This window comes from Streptomyces sp. NPDC029292, assembly GCF_055569295.1.
Genome location: NZ_JBVHXR010000012.1, coordinates 60679 through 77950 on the forward strand (window position 1 = coordinate 60679; position 17272 = coordinate 77950).

The 17272-nt window shown below is 68.6% G+C and carries 20 protein-coding genes and 1 tRNA gene; 12 read left to right on the plus strand and 9 right to left on the minus strand.

Going from position 1 to position 17272, the window contains the following annotated elements:
• Nucleotides 1-48: 48 nt before the first annotated feature.
• The 4 genes from ACZ4WS_RS25310 to ACZ4WS_RS25325 form a co-directional block, all read right to left on the minus strand.
• A complete protein-coding gene (locus ACZ4WS_RS25310) occupies nt 49-852 on the minus strand; it encodes a hypothetical protein (RefSeq protein ID WP_467983614.1) in 804 nt (267 codons plus the stop codon).
• A gap of 17 nt (nt 853-869) precedes the next feature.
• Nucleotides 870-1472, minus strand: coding sequence for a zinc metalloprotease (locus ACZ4WS_RS25315; RefSeq protein ID WP_467983615.1), 603 nt, complete (start codon nt 1470-1472; stop codon nt 870-872).
• Between the two features lie 300 nt (nt 1473-1772).
• Nucleotides 1773-2357, minus strand: a complete 585-nt coding sequence (locus tag ACZ4WS_RS25320; protein ID WP_467983617.1) for an isochorismatase family protein — start codon at nt 2355-2357, stop codon at nt 1773-1775.
• A gap of 248 nt (nt 2358-2605) precedes the next feature.
• A complete protein-coding gene (locus ACZ4WS_RS25325; protein ID WP_467983619.1) occupies nt 2606-3934 on the minus strand; it encodes a nicotinate phosphoribosyltransferase in 1329 nt (442 codons plus the stop codon).
• Nucleotides 3935-4033: 99 nt separating this feature from the next.
• On the opposite strand from ACZ4WS_RS25325, the gene clpS reads away from it, so the two are divergent.
• The 7 genes from clpS to ACZ4WS_RS25360 all read left to right on the plus strand — a co-directional run bounded on the left by clpS (nt 4034) and on the right by ACZ4WS_RS25360 (nt 9037).
• Nucleotides 4034-4351: an ATP-dependent Clp protease adapter ClpS gene (gene clpS, locus ACZ4WS_RS25330; protein ID WP_467983621.1), complete on the plus strand. Its 318-nt coding sequence runs from the start codon at nt 4034-4036 to the stop codon at nt 4349-4351.
• 91 nt (nt 4352-4442) lie between these two features.
• Nucleotides 4443-5048, plus strand: coding sequence for a DUF2017 domain-containing protein (locus ACZ4WS_RS25335; protein WP_467983623.1), 606 nt, complete (start codon nt 4443-4445; stop codon nt 5046-5048).
• A 368-nt stretch (nt 5049-5416) separates the two neighbouring features.
• The gene (locus tag ACZ4WS_RS25340) at nt 5417-6868 is read left to right on the plus strand and encodes an amino acid permease (protein ID WP_467983624.1); all 1452 of its coding nucleotides are present in this window, start codon (nt 5417-5419) and stop codon (nt 6866-6868) included.
• 143 nt (nt 6869-7011) lie between these two features.
• The gene (locus tag ACZ4WS_RS25345; RefSeq protein ID WP_467983626.1) at nt 7012-7434 is read left to right on the plus strand and encodes a M67 family metallopeptidase; all 423 of its coding nucleotides are present in this window, start codon (nt 7012-7014) and stop codon (nt 7432-7434) included.
• Nucleotides 7435-7573: 139 nt separating this feature from the next.
• Nucleotides 7574-7675, plus strand: coding sequence for a putative leader peptide (locus ACZ4WS_RS25350; RefSeq protein ID WP_467983627.1), 102 nt, complete (start codon nt 7574-7576; stop codon nt 7673-7675).
• A gap of 115 nt (nt 7676-7790) precedes the next feature.
• A complete protein-coding gene (locus ACZ4WS_RS25355; protein WP_467983629.1) occupies nt 7791-8069 on the plus strand; it encodes a MoaD/ThiS family protein in 279 nt (92 codons plus the stop codon).
• 17 nt (nt 8070-8086) lie between these two features.
• Nucleotides 8087-9037 (plus strand): PLP-dependent cysteine synthase family protein, encoded by a 951-nt coding sequence (locus tag ACZ4WS_RS25360; RefSeq protein ID WP_467983630.1) that lies wholly within the window; start codon nt 8087-8089, stop codon nt 9035-9037.
• 138 nt (nt 9038-9175) lie between these two features.
• Here the strand turns inward: ACZ4WS_RS25360 and ACZ4WS_RS25365 are convergent, their stop codons facing one another.
• Entirely contained in the window at nt 9176-9634 is a 459-nt protein-coding gene (locus ACZ4WS_RS25365; RefSeq protein ID WP_467983632.1) for a type II toxin-antitoxin system PemK/MazF family toxin, read from the minus strand.
• A gap of 248 nt (nt 9635-9882) precedes the next feature.
• Between ACZ4WS_RS25365 and ACZ4WS_RS25370 the strand changes: the two genes are divergently transcribed.
• Nucleotides 9883-10635, plus strand: coding sequence for an MBL fold metallo-hydrolase (locus ACZ4WS_RS25370; protein ID WP_467983634.1), 753 nt, complete (start codon nt 9883-9885; stop codon nt 10633-10635).
• 74 nt (nt 10636-10709) lie between these two features.
• Here the strand turns inward: ACZ4WS_RS25370 and ACZ4WS_RS25375 are convergent, their stop codons facing one another.
• Both ACZ4WS_RS25375 and ACZ4WS_RS25380 read right to left on the minus strand, forming a co-directional pair.
• Entirely contained in the window at nt 10710-11975 is a 1266-nt protein-coding gene (locus ACZ4WS_RS25375; RefSeq protein WP_467983636.1) for a PTS transporter subunit EIIC, read from the minus strand.
• A 253-nt stretch (nt 11976-12228) separates the two neighbouring features.
• Entirely contained in the window at nt 12229-13518 is a 1290-nt protein-coding gene (locus ACZ4WS_RS25380) for a PTS transporter subunit EIIC (RefSeq protein ID WP_467983638.1), read from the minus strand.
• Nucleotides 13519-13692: 174 nt separating this feature from the next.
• Between ACZ4WS_RS25380 and ACZ4WS_RS25385 the strand changes: the two genes are divergently transcribed.
• The 4 genes from ACZ4WS_RS25385 to rdgB all read left to right on the plus strand — a co-directional run bounded on the left by ACZ4WS_RS25385 (nt 13693) and on the right by rdgB (nt 15936).
• On the plus strand, nt 13693-13926 hold the full coding sequence (locus ACZ4WS_RS25385) for a PTS sugar transporter subunit IIB (RefSeq protein ID WP_467983640.1): 234 nt from the start codon (nt 13693-13695) through the stop codon (nt 13924-13926).
• 92 nt (nt 13927-14018) lie between these two features.
• A complete protein-coding gene (gene rph / locus ACZ4WS_RS25390) occupies nt 14019-14753 on the plus strand; it encodes a ribonuclease PH (RefSeq protein ID WP_467983642.1) in 735 nt (244 codons plus the stop codon).
• Nucleotides 14754-14897: 144 nt separating this feature from the next.
• Complete coding sequence (locus ACZ4WS_RS25395) at nt 14898-15290, plus strand: hypothetical protein (RefSeq protein ID WP_467983644.1); 393 nt, start codon at nt 14898-14900, stop codon at nt 15288-15290.
• A 43-nt stretch (nt 15291-15333) separates the two neighbouring features.
• A complete protein-coding gene (gene rdgB / locus ACZ4WS_RS25400) occupies nt 15334-15936 on the plus strand; it encodes an RdgB/HAM1 family non-canonical purine NTP pyrophosphatase (RefSeq protein WP_467983646.1) in 603 nt (200 codons plus the stop codon).
• 46 nt (nt 15937-15982) lie between these two features.
• On the opposite strand, the gene ACZ4WS_RS25405 is transcribed toward rdgB, so the two are convergent.
• Nucleotides 15983-16066, minus strand: a tRNA-Leu gene (locus ACZ4WS_RS25405).
• A gap of 54 nt (nt 16067-16120) precedes the next feature.
• Complete coding sequence (locus ACZ4WS_RS25410; protein ID WP_467983648.1) at nt 16121-17086, minus strand: HNH endonuclease signature motif containing protein; 966 nt, start codon at nt 17084-17086, stop codon at nt 16121-16123.
• Nucleotides 17087-17272: the final 186 nt, after the last annotated feature.

Consider the following 17272-nt stretch of genomic DNA (forward strand, 5'->3'; position numbering starts at 1 on the left):
GCCCGCGCCGTACGACGGCGCGGGCCACCCGGGGAGCGGGACCGCCGGTTACTTCTTCTTGCTCGACCGGGCGTGCTGCTTGGCGGCGGCCACCAGGGCCGCCTTCTTCAGCCCGGCGACGGTCGTCGTGAACTTGCGGCCACCCGTCGTGGTGCCCGGGCTCCGGCGCACCTTCTTGGCGTCTGCGGCGGTGAGCCCCACGATGTTGGCCGAGGCCGGCTGGACGCTGCCCTTGCCGAGGGTGAAGATGCCCTGGTTGCCGCCGACGGGGATCCAGAACGTGGGCACCGAGGTGATGCCCGGGTGGTCGCCCGCGGCCAGCTGGGTCAGATAGAGGGCGTACTGCTTGCCGACGGCGATCGGGGTGGTGCCCTCCATCGACACGGCGTCCGTGTCGATGTTGCCGATGATGATCTCGTCGCCGTCGCTGACGCCGAAGCCGCGCTTCATCATCCCGGACACCCGGACCTTGAGGAACACCATCGGCATGCACTCGGCACCGCCGGGGCCGTCGCCGGCGACGCCGGACGGCGTCGACGTCGGGGCGGGCGAGGAGCTGGCCGAGGGGTCGGGGTTGGTGTCGACGGCGTCCGACGCCGTCGGGTCGATCGCGGGCTCGGACGCGGACTCGCCGCCGTCGTCGCACTCCCGCGTCTCGATGCTCAGCACCGCGGCGGTGATGGCGATGTCCGCGACGGTGGTGACCTCCTCGGCGCTGGCATACGTGGCGTAGTCCGCCTCCACCTGCGTCCTGCCGTCACCGCCGGACGCCGTGGAGCCGGGGCCGGAGCAGGCGGTCAGACAGGCGAGCGCCAGGCCGACGACTGCGGGAACGCGCATGGTCTTGTTCACAGCTCTCCTCCGTTGCCTCAGTAGTTGGCCTTGACGCCCTGCACGTCGTCGTACCAGGGTCCGTCGCCGCCGCAGCCGAACTTGCCCTCGCCCTGGCGCATGACCGCCGGGCCGGGGTTGGAGCAGGTCAGCGAGACATGGTTGAGGCCGTAGGCGTGGCCCAGCTCGTGCTCGGCCACGATCTTCTTCTCGCGCGCGGTCAGGCCCGACATCGTGCGGGTGTTGAAGGCCATGTAGACCTCGTCGTAGCTCCAGTAGCCGAAGGTGCAGCCCTGCCACGAGGTGCGCGCCCAGTCGCTCCAGGCGTAGGAGGTGTCGCGCACCTCGATCTCGGGGTCGCTGTTGCTCTTCTCGTACCGGAAGAAGCCGGTGGCGCTGGTGTCGTCCCAGCGGCCCTGGGCGCTGTTGAAGGCGTTGTAGTAGGTGGTGCTGACCGAGTAGTAGCGGTACGAGATCGGGTCGTTGCCGTCCACGCCGTAGAAACTTCCGCACAGGTGTGTGTACGCCTGCGCGGGGGCGGCGGTGCTCAAGTGGACGGAGACGAAGGCGGCGCATATCGCGAAGATCTGCAACAGGCGTATCAAGGCCGTGGATCTGCGTCTGCGCAGCGGTGCTGACATCGAAGTGACTCCTAAGGCGACAGTCCCCGAAGAGAATCCGTAGATTGCACTTGCGAATGCTCGAGGAGTGGCGCCCGTTTCCGGGCACGCCTGTAGAAGCCTTTTACCTGCGTGGTCGATGATCTTCCCCCGCCCCCCGACGGCTTGGAGATTACACAGATCATTCCCAGGATGGCCATAGGAATGATCAAGGTGGGGAGATGTGGGGGAGGTGCAATACCGCGTCAAAGCGGGGCAAAGAATCTCTAAAGATCTTCAGCGCGCGCGAACTCCGGGTGGCGTTCGCAAAACCCGGACCGACTAGACGACGGGCTTGCCCGAAAGCTCCACCCCGGCCGCCCGCAGCTCCTCCAGCGCCCGCTCGGTCGTCTCCTCGGCCACCCCGGCCGTGAGGTCGAGCAGGACCTGCGTACGGAACCCCTCGCGGGCCGAGTCGAGCGCGGTCGCGCGCACGCAGTGGTCCGTGGCGATGCCCACGACGTCGACCTCGTCGATCTCGCGGGCCCGCAGCCAGTCGCCCAGCGAGACGCCGTTCTCGTCGACGCCCTCGAAGCCGCTGTACGCCGCCGCGTAGGCGCCCTTGTCGAAGACGGCGTCGATCGCGCCGGAGGCGACGGCCGGGGCGAAGTTCGGATGGAAGCCCACACCCTCCGTGCCGGCCACGCAGTGCGCGGGCCAGGAGTGGACGAAGTCGGGGTTGTCGGCGAAGTGGCCGCCGGGGGCGATGTGGAGGTCGCGGGTGGCGACGACATGGCGGTAGCCGGCGGGCGCCTGCCCGATCAGCTCCGTGACGGCGGCGGCCACATCGGCACCCCCGGCCACCGCGAGGCTGCCACCCTCGCAGAAGTCGTTCTGCACGTCTACGACGATCAAGGCGCGGCGCATGGTCGGTGTCCTTCGACTATGGGGTCGGCGATACGAGTGCGGGCCCGGCCGTTGAACTACCGAGCCTAGAGACTTCAAGCGCGGTGCGGGAGGGGGCATTTGGCTACGGCGGGCTGCTCGGGCACGCTGCCGTTGCATTCCCGCTCACCGGGTGTTCATGCGTGGCCGCGCGGGAAGGGCCGGACGGGCCTGGTGGGGCCCCTGGGGCGCCGCTCGCGCGACACCCCCGGCTCACCCCCGCCCACGTCTCAGATGTACTCCGTCGGAATCACCGGCTCCCCGCGCGAGAGCTGCGTCGCCGACAGCGGCAGGTTGGCGCGGGCCGCCGCGTGCCGGTCGCGTGCGACGTCGAGGGCCTCGCGGGCGACGACCTGACCGCCCTTGATCAGCTCGACCAGGAGCTGCCGGTCGGCCAGCTCAACGGGGACCGGCCCGGTGCCGATCACCTCGGCCTCGGCGACCCCGTGCTCGTCGAGGCGCCGCGCGGCCCACTTGCGGCCGCCGATGGACGTCTTGCCGCCGGAGGACTTCTTGGCCACGGCCTCCAGCGGAGCCTTCTGGTCGGCCGACTCGGCGCGGGCGACCAGCTTGTAGACCATGGAGCAGGTGGGATGGCCGGATCCCGTCACCAACTGGGTGCCGACGCCGTACGCGTCCACGGGCGCCGCCGCCAGCGAGGCGATCGCGTACTCGTCCAGGTCGGAGGTCACGATGATCTTCGTCTTGGTCGCGCCCAGCTCGTCCAGCTGCTGCCGCACCCGGTGCGCGACGAGCAGCAGGTCACCGGAGTCGATCCGCACGGCACCGAGGTCGGTCCCGGCGACGTCGACGGCCATCCGGACCGCCTCGGCGACGTCGTAGGTGTCCACGAGCAGCGTCGTGCCCCGGCCGAGCGAGTTCACCTGGGCCTGGAAGGCGTCCCGCTCGCGGTCGTGCAGCAGCGTGAAGGCGTGCGCGGAGGTGCCGACGGTCGGAATCCCGTAGCGGAAACCGGCGGCCAGGTCGGAGGTGGTCGCGAACCCGCCGACGTACGCAGCCCGCGCCGCGGCCACCGCGGCCAGCTCATGGGTGCGCCGGGCGCCCATCTCGATCAGCGGCCGGTCACCCGCGGCGGAGGCCATCCGGGAGGCGGCGGCCGCGATCGCCGAGTCGTGGTTGAGGATGGAGAGAATCACCGTCTCCAGCAGCACGCACTCCGCGAAGGAGCCCTCGACCCGCAGGATCGGCGAGCCGGGGAAGTACACCTCGCCCTCGGGGTAGCCCCAGATGTCCCCGCTGAAGCGGTACGAGGCGAGCCACTCGACAGTCGGCTCGTCCACGATGTTCCGCTCGCGCAGATAGCCCAGGACGTCCGCGTCGAAGCGGAAGTTCTCGACGGCGTCGAGGACGCGCCCGGTGCCCGCCACGACCCCGTACCGCCGCCCGTCGGGCAGCCGCCGGGTGAAGACCTCGAAGACCGAGCGCCGCTCGGCGGTCCCCCCGGCCAGCGCGGCCTGCAGCATCGTCAGCTCGTACTGGTCCGTGAAGAGCGCCGTCGACGGAACATCCACCGGCAGCCCAAGGTCCGCTGTGTTCATAGGACGGGATCGTACTCCCATCTCGTCACTCTGACGATTTCTGGGGGCGGCTCGGATTTCGGGGGTCCATTTGTGCGGGTGCCCCCCTCTGGTGGCAGCATGGGCGGTGTGACGGCTCCCGCACCCCTAGAGATCGAAAAGACCGAGTCGGCGGAGGAGGTCTTCGCCGTACCTGAGCCGGACGTCCCCTGGGTCACGATCGTCCACAACGACCCGGTCAACCTCATGAGCTACGTGACCTATGTCTTCCAGTCGTACTTCGGCTACACCAAGGACAAGGCCACCAAGCTCATGCTCGACGTCCACAACAAGGGCCGGGCGATCGTCTCCAGCGGCACGCGCGAGGAGATGGAGCGCGACGTACAGGCCATGCACGGCTACGGTCTGTGGGCCACCCTTCAGCAGGACCGGAAGTAGCCGCACACAGCCCGCACCTTCAGCGCAGGACCGGAAGCAGCCCGCACAGCCCGCACATTTGGCGCAGGACCGGAAGTAGCGAACTCACTCCATGCCAGGACACTTCGAACCGATCCCCGGCGGCGGCGCGGCCGTCGCGCTCGACGAGGTCGAGATCTCGATCATCCGCTCCCTCGCCGTGCAGCTCCTGGAGCTCGTCGGTCCCGGCCCCGCCGAGAACGCCCCCGACGACCCGCTCGCCGAGCTGTTCGCCGAGGGCCCCAGCGAGCCGCCCTCCGACCCCGTGCTGCAACGCCTCTTCCCGGACGCCTACAGCGGCCCCGACGTCGAGGCCGCCTCGCCCGAGCAGGCCGAGGAGCAGCGCGCGCACTCCGCCGAGTTCCGCCGCTTCACCGAGAACGACCTGCGCGCGGGCAAGCGGGAGAACGCCCTCGCGGTGATCCGCTCCCTCGACGCGCTCGCCACGGGGGGTGACGGCGGCGCGGTTCTCAAGCTGTCCGCCGAGGAGTCCGAGCAGTGGCTGCGCGCCCTCAACGACCTGCGGCTGGCGATCGGCGCCCGGCTCGACGTCGTCGACGAGGAGGACACCGACCTCCTCTACCGGCTCCCGGACGAGGACCCGCGCAAGCCGATGGTGATGGCGTACCTCTGGCTGGGCGGGCTCCAGGAGACGCTCGTCGAGACACTGATGCCGTAGCCCGCGCTCTCGCGCGTCGTAGTCCGTGCCCTCCGCGCGTCGTAGTCCGCGGCTCCCCGCGCGTTCGCTCAGCGGACGCTCAAATCCGGATAACGATCGTGTCACCGCTGTGGCCTGTTCCGTGGCCCTAGGTAGTCGTTTGTCCGCTTTTCCCTGTGGCGTGCCTTACATCACTCCCGGCCGATCAATGTTGTGGCCGTGATAAATCTTCACGACCGCCCGACAGGACACCACCCATGTCCCTGCCGGGTGCGCCACCGAGCCGGCGGACCGCCGGCCAGGCACAGCTCCACGTATCCGGGGGGATCGGAACCCGATCCGAAGCCAAGGGACTGGCTCGGACCGGCATGGAGAAAGGCGCACCACACATGACCTCATCGCAGGTCGACAAGGCTTACGACGGCAGTGAGGCCGTGGGCGGCGACGCCCCCGAAGAGGGGTACGAGCGCGGGCTCGGCAGCCGTCAGGTCCAGATGATCGCGATCGGCGGCGCCATCGGCGTCGGCCTGTTCCTGGGTGCCGGGGCGAACATCGCCAAGGCCGGACCCAGCCTCATCTTCATGTACGCCCTCGCGGGCGTGATCATCTTCTTCATCATGCGGGCGCTCGGCGAGCTGCTCCTGTACCGCCCGGTCTCGGGCTCCTTCGCGGAGTACTCCCGCGAATTCCTCGGCCCGTTCTTCGGCTACTTCACCGGCTGGACGTACTGGCTGATGTGGGTGGTCACCGGCATGGCGGAGTTGACCGCCGCCGCGATCTACGTCAACTACTGGTTCCCGTCCATCCCGCAATGGGTGACGGCCCTGGTCTTCCTGATCGTTCTCTTCGTGGCCAACCTGATCTCGGTGAAGCTCTTCGGCGAGATCGAATTCTGGTTCTCGATGGTCAAGGTCACCGCCCTGATCGGCATGATCGTGATCGGCCTCGGCGTGCTCACCTTCGGCTTCAGCTCCGCGGGCGACACGGCCGCCGTGTCCAACCTCTGGGCCTTCGACGGCTTCTTCCCCAAGGGCATCGGCTCGTCCCTGATGACCCTGCAGGGCGTCATGTTCGCCTACCTCGCCGTCGAGCTGGTCGGTGTCACGGCGGGCGAGTCCGAGAACCCCGAGAAGACCCTCCCCAAGGCGATCAACACCCTCCCGTGGCGCATCGCCCTGTTCTACGTCGGCGCGCTCTCGGTCATCCTCTGCGTCGTGAAGTGGACGGAGTTCGCACCGGGCGTCAGCCCCTTCGTCGAGGCTTTCGCGAAGATCGGCATCCCGGCGGGCGCCGGAATCGTCAACTTCGTGGTCCTGACCGCCGCCCTGTCCTCCTGCAACTCCGGCATGTACTCCACGGGCCGCATGCTGCGCACCCTGGCGGACAACGGTGAGGCCCCGAGGGTCTTCAACAAGCTCTCCTCGACCAAGACCCCGGCGATCGGCATCACCGTCTCCATGCTCTTCATGGGCATCGGCGTGATCCTGAACTACATCGTCCCGGAGAAGGCCTTCGGCTACGTCACCTCGGTGGCCACCGCGGCCGGCATCTGGACCTGGCTGATGATCCTGATCAGCCACATCCTGTACCGCCGCGCGGTCGACGCCGGGCGCCTGCCCGCGTCCTCCTTCCCGGCTCCGGGCGGCGCGAAGTGCAGCTGGATCGCGGTCGTGTTCCTGCTCTTCGTCACGGGCCTCATCGCGTACGACGCCGACTCCCGCGTCTGCCTCTACGTGATGGCCGGCTGGGCCGTCGCGCTGGGCATCGGCTGGGCCGTCCTCAAGGCACGGAACCCGCAGGTCACCGAGCGCCGCGAGCCGACGTTCGAGAAGGTCGGCTGACCGACTCCCACGGACGTCCGGCCCGCTCGGGTCGCCGCTCAGGACGTCCACCCCCCTCGGGTCGCCGCTCCAGGCGTCCGGCATATGGGCCGCCCCGTACCACACCTCGGTACGGGGCGGCCCTTCTGCTTATCCTGACCAGCATGCTGACCATTACCCAGGCCCTCTTCGACCAGATCGTCGCGCACGCGCGCCAGGACCACCCCGACGAGGCGTGCGGCGTCGTCGCGGGCCCGGTGGGCACCGGCCGCCCCGAGCGGTTCATCCCGATGCTCAACGCCGCCCGCTCGCCCACGTTCTACGAGTTCGACTCCGGCGACCTGCTGAAGCTGTACCGCGAGATGGACGACCGCGACGAGGAGCCGGTCGTCATCTACCACTCGCACACGGCGACCGAGGCGTACCCGTCCCGCACGGACATCTCCTACGCGAACGAGCCCGGCGCCCACTACGTACTGGTCTCCACGGCCGACGCGGACGACGCGGGCCCCTTCCAGTTCCGTTCGTACCGGATCGTGGAGGGTGAGGTGACGGAGGAGGAGGTCAAGGTCGTGGAGGCCTACTGATCCCACCCCTGATCACACCCTTGATCACACCCCTGATACCGCCCCTGATCCCACCCCTGATCTCACCCACCGACCGAAAAACGTCCGGTATCTGAGATCACACTCCGGGACCCGGACCGGGAATCGATACGATGAGCTCATGGTTTCCCACGACGTGAGCGACAAGACGCCGGGCACGCTGCTCGTGGCGCGGCTGCACGTCGACCTGTGCAGGCTGCAGAGCGCCATCTGTACGCGCTGACCCTGCCGCCGCCGTACGGCCGTGAGCCGCGGCTCCGCAACCGGCGTACCCCTCGCTTTTCCCGCGCTGCCGCGCGCCCACCGACCGACTTTCCTTCCGACAGGAGCCCGCAACCATGGCCATCGAGGTCCGCATCCCCACCATCCTCCGCACCTACACCGGCGGCGAGAAGGCCGTAGAGGCCGGCGGGGCGACCCTTGCCGAGCTCTTCGCCGACCTCGAGACCCGCCACGCGGGCATCCAGGCCCGCATCGTGGACGGCGGCGAGCTGCGCCGCTTCGTCAACGTGTACCTGAACGACGAGGACGTCCGCTTCCTCGACGGCATCAACACCAAGCTGACCGACGGCGACAACGTCACGATCCTGCCGGCCGTCGCCGGTGGCATGGCCTGATCGGCTGCTGATCACTCATGCGCTACGACTCCCCGCTCGCCGCGGTGGGCAACACCCCTCTGGTGCGCCTTCCGCGGCTCTCGCCGTCCGCGGACGTCCGCATCTGGGCGAAGCTGGAGGACCGCAATCCGACCGGCTCCATCAAGGACCGGCCCGCGCTGCACATGGTCGAACAGGCGGAGAAGGACGGCCGGTTGACACCCGGCTGCACGATCCTCGAGCCGACCTCCGGCAACACCGGCATCTCCCTCGCCATGGCAGCGAAGCTCAAGGGCTACCGCATGGTGTGCGTGATGCCGGAGAACACCTCGCAGGAGCGGCGTGACCTGCTCGGCATGTGGGGTGCGGAGATCATCTCCTCCCCGGCGGCCGGGGGCTCCAACACGGCGGTCCGCGTCGCGAAGGAACTCTCGGCCGAGCACCCGGACTGGGTGATGCTCTACCAGTACGGCAACCCCGACAACGCGGGCGCGCACTACGCGACGACCGGCCCGGAGATCCTGACCGACCTCCCGTCGATCACCCACTTCGTGGCGGGCCTGGGCACCACGGGCACGCTCATGGGCGTCGGCCGCTACCTGCGCGAGCACAAGCCCGGCGTCAAGATCGTCGCCGCCGAGCCGCGCTACGACGACCTGGTCTACGGCCTCCGCAACCTCGACGAGGGCTTCGTCCCCGAGCTCTACGACGCGTCCGTCCTGACCTCCCGCTTCTCCGTGGGCTCCGCCGACGCGGTCACCCGCACCCGCGAGCTCCTCCAGCAGGAGGGCATCTTCGCGGGCGTCTCCACGGGGGCCGCGCTGCACGCGGCGATCGGGGTCGGCAACAAGGCGGTCAAGGCGGGCGAGCCCGCGGACATCGTCTTCGTCGTCGCCGACGGCGGCTGGAAGTACCTCTCGACGGGCGTCTACACGGCGGCCACGACGGAGGAAGCGATCGAGACGTTGCAGGGGCAGCTCTGGGCGTAGGGGTGTGCGGGGGGTGGGGTTTTCGCCCCCTCCGCCCCTACCCGTCCCTTCCTGGGGCTCCGCCCAGACCCCGCTCCTCAAGTGCCGGAGGGGCTGATTCTTAGCCCGTCCGGCGTTTGAGGACGAGGCCGTTCACCCTCAGCCCGCCAGATACCGCACCTGATCCCACAACACCGGATCCACGACACCCACCCTGCGCCGAAAGTCCCACACCGGCACCTCCCGCAGCTCATCCGTCTCCAGGAAGCTCGCCCGCCCGTGGGCATCCCCCACAGCCCCCGGCGGCAACGGAATCACCCCGGCCCGCTCATCGTGATACTTGCTGGTGATCTTCGCGACGGTCACCCGGTTACCGCGCACCGAGAGCACCAGACACGGCCGGTCCTTGCCCCCCGGCCCGTCCTCGTACGGAACGTTCGCCCACCAGATCTCCGCCGCCCGAGGCCGCTCCGCCCCCCGCCGACGCCTACCCGGCCGCCCCGGCGGACGCGTACGCCCGGCCGGCCGGCGCCCGCGGCGCCCCCAGCCGTCCACCAGCGTCGCGACCAGCGCGAGCAGCACCACCGCTGCCAGCGCGAGCCACCAGGACGTGTCCATACCAAGAAGGTACCGGCGCGTACTCCCGCCCGCTCCCCTGGCTCAACGACCCACCCGGCTCACGTCCATCCGAACCGGTGACACCACAGGTGAGTTCGCCCACAACGGCCCCTGGCAGAGGAGCGACCGGCCCTTTTGCGCCTTACGCTCGACGGACCGCACGACCCCCGTTCCCGTATCTGCATCCGAGTACCTGCACCCCGCATCTACTCTCTGCACTTCCTGCCAGCGCGGAGGTTCCAGCTCTTATGAAGCTCACCGTCGTCGGCTGCTCGGGGTCGTTCCCGTCCGCGGAATCGGCCTGCTCGAGCTACCTCGTAGAGGCCGACGGCTTCCGGCTGCTTCTCGACATGGGCAATGGTGCCCTTGGCGAGCTGCAGCGCCACTGCGGTCTTTACGACCTCGACGCGATCTTCCTCAGCCATCTGCACGCCGACCACTGCATCGACATGTGCGCGTACTTCGTCGCGCGCTACTACCGCCACGACGGCGGCCGCTGCGCCCCACTCCCGGTCTACGGACCCGAGGGCACCGAACAGCGCCTGACCACGGCCTACGCCGACACGCCCTCCGCCTCCTCGATGAGCGAGGTCTTCGACTTCCACACGGTCAAGCCGGGCACCTTCGAGATCGGCCCGTTCACCGTGCACACGGAGCGGGTGCGCCACCCCGTGGAGGCGTACGCCATCCGCATCGAGCATGACGGGAGGTCGCTGACGTACTCGGGGGACACCGGCGTGACCGACGCCCTGGACGAACTCGCCCGCGACACGGACCTGTTCCTCTGCGAGGCCGCGTTCACCCACGGCAAGGAGAACATCCCCGACCTCCACCTCAACGGCCGCGAGGCAGGCGAGACCGCCACCCGCGCCGGCGCCCGCCGCCTCCTGCTCACCCACATTCCGCCGTGGACGGACCCCCAGATCAACCTGACCGACGCGCGCGCCGTGTACGCGGGTCCGGCGGAACTGGCGATGCCGCGGCTGTCGTACGAGATCTGACGCCCGCGCCCGCACGCACGACAAGGCCCCCGGAACCAGCTGGTTCCGGGGGCCTCGGCGTGTGATGGGGGAGGCTACTTGGCCTCGGCCTTCTGCAGCTCCGCCAGCTCCTCGTCGGACTCGCGGCCCGGCGTCGGCAGGTTCCACTTCGTGATCGCGAAGCGGAAGACCACGTAGTAGACCGCCGCGAAACAGAGGCCCACCAGGACCAGGCCCCACGGGTTGGTCGCGATGCCGAGGTTCAGGCCGAAGTCGACCGCGCCGGCCGAGAAGCCGAAGCCGTCCTTCATGCCGAGCGCCCAGGTCAGCGCCATGGAGACACCGGTGAGCACCGCGTGGATCGCGTACAGGACCGGCGCGATGAACATGAAGGTGAACTCGATCGGCTCGGTGACACCCGTGAAGAAGGAGGTCAGCGCGAGCGAGAACATCATGCCGCCGACGACCTTGCGGCGCTCGGGACGGGCGCAGTGCACGATCGCGAGGCAGGCGGCGGGCAGCGCGAACATCATGATCGGGAAGAAGCCGGTCATGAACTGTCCGGCGGTCGGGTCACCGGCCAGGAAGCGCCCGATGTCACCGCTCTTGCCGTGGTACTCGCCCGCCTGGAACCACGGGAACGAGTTCAGCAGGTGGTGCATGCCGATCGGGATCAGCGCACGGTTGGCGACACCGAAGATGCCCGCGCCGACGGCGCCCGAACCGACCAGCCACTCACCGAAGTTGTGCAGACCCGTGCCGAGGACCGGCCAGATGTAGCCGAAGACGATGCCGATCAGCAGGCCCGCGAACGCGGAGAGGATCGGGACGAGCCGGCGGCCGCCGAAGAAGCCTGCCCAGTCCGGCAGCTTGGTCCGGTAGAACTTCTGGTAGAGCAGGGCGACGACGATGCCCATCACCACACCGCCGAGGACCTTGGCGTCCACCGGCGCGTCGACCATGACGACCTTGCCGTCGACGGCCGTGGCGACCTTCGGCAGGTTCTTGTCGGTGAACGTGGCGAGCACGTTCTTGAAGACCAGGTAGCCGACCACGGCTGCGAGCGCGGTGGAGCCGTCCGACTTCTTCGCGAAGCCGATCGCGATGCCCACGGCGAACAGCAGCGCCATGTTGTCGAGAATCGCGTTGCCACCGGCCGACATGAAACCGGCGATCTTGGTGAGGAACGAGGGGAAGGACTCGCGTCCCAGCATGTCGGTGTTGCCGAGGCGCACGAGGAGCGCGGCGGCGGGCAGAACGGCGACCGGCAGCATCAGGCTGCGGCCGATGCGCTGCAGAACAGCCATCGCGCCGGCGCCCTTCTTCTTGTCGGCCGCGGGAGCGGCGCTGGCCGTGGTCACAACTTCCTCCAGGGGGTCCCCCGGCCGGAGGCTGGGGGAGGGCAAGGCGCCGCCCAGGGACAGGGGGTGGGGGACGGCGTGGTCTACACCACTCAGTGGTGTAGACCTGTTGTAGCACGGTGAAGGCTGGATAAGGAACCCGCGAATTTTGTGGCCTGGGCCATAAAAGGAGGAAGCGGTTCCAGGCATGACGAAAGCCCCGGGTCCTGTGACCCGGGGCTCGCAGCTCCGTACCCCGCCCCCAGCGGAGCGCCTACGCCTTGGTGGTGTCCTCGACCTCCTCCTCCGGCTCCCGCCCCGGAGTCTTGAGGTCGAACCTGGTGATCGCGAAGCGGAAGATCGCGTAGTACACGGCCGCGAAGCACAACCCGATCGGGATGATCGCCCAGGGTTTGGTCGCCAGGTTCCAGTTGATGACGTAGTCGATCAGACCGGCCGAGAAACTGAAGCCGTCGTGCACGCCAAGACCCCAAGTCGCCGCCATGGAAACGCCGGTGAGAAGCGCGTGGATCGCGTAGAGCACCGGCGCGATGAACAGGAAGGAGTACTCGATCGGTTCGGTGATGCCCGTGACGAACGACGTCAGCGCCACGGAGAGCATCATGCCGCCGATCTCCTTGCGCCGATGCGGCTTTGCGCAGTGCGCGATGGCCAGCGCGGCGGCCGGCAGCGCGAACATCATGATGGGGAAGAACCCGGAGGTGAACTGCCCCGCGTTCGGGTCACCCGCCAGGAACATGTTGATGTCACCGTGCACGACCTGACCGTCCGGCTTGGTGAAGCTGCCGAACTGGAACCAGATGGGCACGTTCAGGAACTGATGCAGACCGATCACCAGCAGCGCCCGGTTGGCCACACCGAACACACCCGCACCCCAGGCGCCCAGACTCACCAGCCAGTCGCTGAAGTTCTCCAGACCGTCACCGATCGGCGGCCAGATCCACAGACACAGCGCGGCGAACACGATGGCCACGAACGCCATGATGATCGGCACCAGCCGGCGCCCGTTGAAGAAGCCGAGCCAGTCCACCAGCTTGGTGCGGTGGAAACGCTGCCAGAAGTACGCGGTCATCAACCCCATGAGGATGCCGCCGAACACTCCAGGATTCTGGTACGTGAACGCCGTCACGACCTGGTCGGCTCCCTGGCAGCCGACGTTCTGGATGACCTTCGCCTGCTGCGCACAACGCTCCGGAAACGCGTGCAGCACACCGAAGTAGACGAGGAACCCCGCGACCGCCGCGAGCGCGGTGGAACCGTCCGCCTTCTTCGCCATACCGATGGACACGCCGACGCAGAACAGCATCGGCAACCCGAGCGAACCGTCAAGGAGCGCGCCACCGGCGGCCCCCATGACCTTGGAGACGTTGTCCCAGCCGAGCCCGTCCGCACCGAACACGTCCGGCTGGCCCAGCCGGTTGAGGATGCCCGCCGCCGGCAGCACCGCGATGGGGAGCTGGAGGCTGCGACCCATCTTCTGCAGTCCCTGGAACAGATTGTTCCAGCGGGCCCTCGCGGGCGCGGCGGCGCTGTCGGCACTCATGAACGTCCTCCGGGCAGGCCGGTTTGGCTACGGTTCCTCGACTGGTGTAGACCAGTCGAGGAACGGTTGCGCTGTCGTGATCGCCATCATTCGGTACGTACGACATGGCCGCTCGCGAAGATGGGCCAACTGTGGGTTACTGCGACAAAGCGGTTCGGATCAGGGAGTAAGGACATGGCCACCAAGGCTGAGAAGATCGTCGCCGGGCTCGGCGGCATCGACAACATCGAAGAGGTCGAGGGCTGCATCACCCGCCTGCGCACCGAGGTCCACGACCCGAGCAAGGTCGACGAGGCCGCCCTGAAGGCCGCCGGCGCCCACGGAGTCGTCAAGATGGGCACCGCCATCCAGGTCGTCATCGGCACCGACGCCGATCCGATCGCCGGGGAGATCGAAGACATGATGTGAGCGGCAGAGCCCACAAGGCTCCGCTCACCCCTGAGGGGCTGCTTCCGTTACCGGCGGCAGCCCCTCACCCGTATACGGCTAGGCTCATCCGCATGTCTCGAATCGACGGCCGCACCCCCGAACAGCTGCGCCCCATCACCATCCAGCGTGGCTGGAGCAAGCACGCCGAGGGCTCCGTCCTCGTCTCCTTCGGCGACACCAAGGTCTTCTGCACCGCCTCCGTCACCGAAGGCGTCCCGCGCTGGCGCAAGGGCAGCGGCGAGGGCTGGGTCACCGCCGAGTACTCGATGCTGCCGCGCGCCACCAACACCCGAGGCGACCGCGAGTCGGTCCGCGGCAAGATCGGCGGCCGCACCCACGAGATCTCCCGCCTCATCGGCCGCTCCCTGCGCGCCGTCATCGACTACAAGGCGCTCGGCGAGAACACCATCGTCCTCGACTGCGACGTCCTCCAGGCCGACGGCGGCACCCGTACCGCCGCCATCACCGGCGCATACGTCGCCCTCGCCGACGCCGTCACCTGGGCCCAGGGCAAGAAGCTGGTGAAGGCCGGCCGACAGCCGCTGACGGACACCGTGAGCGCCGTCTCCGTAGGCATCGTCGGCGGAATCCCCCTCCTCGACCTCTGCTACGAGGAGGACGTCAAGGCCGACACCGACATGAACGTCGTCTGCACCGGCGACGGCCGCTTCGTCGAGGTCCAGGGCACCGCCGAGGCCGAGCCCTTCGACCGCAAGGAGCTCAACTCCCTGCTCGACCTGGCCGTCGCGGGCTGCGACGAGCTCGCCGCGATCCAGCGGGCGGCCCTCGAGGCAACCGCGGGATAACCCTTCGCGTTCTTATGGGTACGGGCGTACGGTCCAGCCGTGCGCCCGCCGACCACGTCACGGGGGCGAACCGACCCGGTGACGGGTCGAGCCGACCGCACCACGGGGTCGGACCACATCATGCCCACGGGGAGGGACCGTTCCATGGCCGCGCGCCACCGTCGCCGCATCGCCGCATTCGCCGTAGTCGCCGCGCTCGTCGCCCTGCCGGCGGTGGTCGGCTGCGACGCCGTCGGCAAGGCCCTGGACTGCGTCCAGACCGCCGACTCCATAGCCGACAGCGTCACCGACCTCCAGCAGGCCGTCGAGAACGCGGCGAACGACCCGACGCAGACCGACGAGTCCCTCAACTCGATCGAGAACAACCTCGACAAGATCGGCGACAAGACCGACAACGCCGATGTCAACAAGGCGGTCGACGACCTCGAGAAGGCCGTCGGAAACGTCCGTACGGCCGTCAAGAACGGCGACCAGACCCCCGACATCAGCCCGGTCACGGACGCGGCGGGCGAACTGACGAAGGTCTGCACGCCGTAATCGCCGTAACCGGAGTTCCCCGGGCCCTTGGATACTGGTGGCCATGACCCGCCTGATCCTCGCCACCCGCAACGCCGGAAAGATCACCGAGCTGAAGGCGATCCTCGCCGACGCAGGTCTCACCCACGACCTCGTCGGCGCGGACGCCTACCCCGACATCCCCGACGTCAAGGAAACCGGCGTCACCTTCGCCGAGAACGCCCTCCTCAAGGCCCACGCCCTCGCCCAGGCCACTGGCCTCCCGGCCGTCGCCGACGACTCCGGCCTCTGCGTCGACGTCCTCAACGGCGCCCCCGGCATCTTCTCCGCCCGCTGGGCGGGGCGACATGGGGACGACCGCGCGAACCTGGAACTGCTCCTGGCCCAGCTGGGCGACATCTCCGACGAGCATCGGGGCGCCCACTTCGCCTGCGCGGCGGCGCTCGCCCTGCCGGACGGCACGGAGCGGGTCGTCGAGGGGCAGTTGCGGGGGACGCTGCGTCACGCGCCTGTGGGCACGAACGGTTTCGGCTACGACCCGATCCTCCAGCCGGAGGGGGAGACACGGACGTGCGCGGAGCTGTCCGCCGAGGAGAAGAACGCGATCAGCCATCGGGGGAAGGCGTTCAGGGCGTTGGTGTCTGTGGTGCGGGAGTTGTTGGGCTGAGCGGAAACGGCCTGCGCCCCGGCAGGGGCGCAGGCCGTTTCGACAGTGCGGCGGAAGGGATTCGAACCCTCAAACCCTGTCACGGGTCACTGGACCTAAACCAGCTGTGTCACCTTTGCACCACCGCCGCCAACCGCTGGCCGTTGAACTCGGCCAGCGGCACTCAGTGTACGGCGGCCGTGGGTTACCCCGCGAGGTGGCCAGGCTCCTTTCTGCGGCACCACGTCTCCGTCAATGCATGGCAGTTCGGACACAGGTACCGCAGATTCTCCCGGCGGTTGTCGTGCCAGTCCCCGTTGATGTGATCGATCTGCAACGTGATGGTGCGGCCCAGCCACTCGCCGCAATTGCCGCAGCTTGCGCACGAATACGGCATTCCGATTTCCGACAGCGCCCTGTGGAGCTGGGCTCGGTTGGTTCGAGCCGAGTGCTCGGGCAGCACGACGAGCACACGATGCGCGATCGGTGGCGGCGCCGCTTCGGGTGCCTTCCCCCACGAGCGTCGCTTGAAGTGGCTGGTGTCGAGCCCAAACCTGGCTGCGGTCCGTCGGACGCGCCGATGGTTAGTGTCGTCGACCGCGAGGCCGAGGCTTCGCATCACGTCCGCGTAACTCGTCGCCCGGGGCACGATCTCGCGCAGGGCGTCCTCGGAAATCCTCAGTCGGGCGTAGGCGAAGTGCTCCGTACTGATGCGGTGTTCACGCAGCATGCGCGCCAGCGTGTCGCGAGAGCGGCTGTCGTCCGGCACGCCCAGTGCGCGTGCCACGCCGCGCATGCTCCGAGCGGTAGCGGCTGCCGCCTGCAGCTCTTCGCGGGTGAAGGGCAGGTCCAGGGCTGGCCGGTCGATGTTGGGAAAGTGGCTGATGTCGATGCCCGACGCAGCGATGCGGCGTCGAATGTGCGAGAGCGTGCCAGTGGCGGGAGTGGCGCCCAACTTGACCGCGACCTCGCGCAGCGATGACGACGATGAGGCGGCTTCGGCGATGGCGGCATCGGGATACTTGCGCCACGGACTGCGCTTGGCGAAGTGGCTGGTGTCGATGCCATACGCCGCGACTTTCTCCTGGAGCACGCGCCGCTGTCCGCCACTCTGGTTCAGCCCAAGCGCTTGCATCAGCCCGTTCCACGACCGGACGCTGCTGATCGCCACGGCCAGACCGTTCCTGTCGTACCGCCCGCCACTCGCGTTGGCATCCTGTGATTGTGCAGTCATGCACCCCTCCGTTCCCGGCCACACGTTCGTGACCTCGCACGGAGTAACGAACCGTTTATCGGATGGTCACGTCCGGAATGTCGGACGCCCGAGGAGCGCAGGCCGGCGGCGGGGTGACCGGAC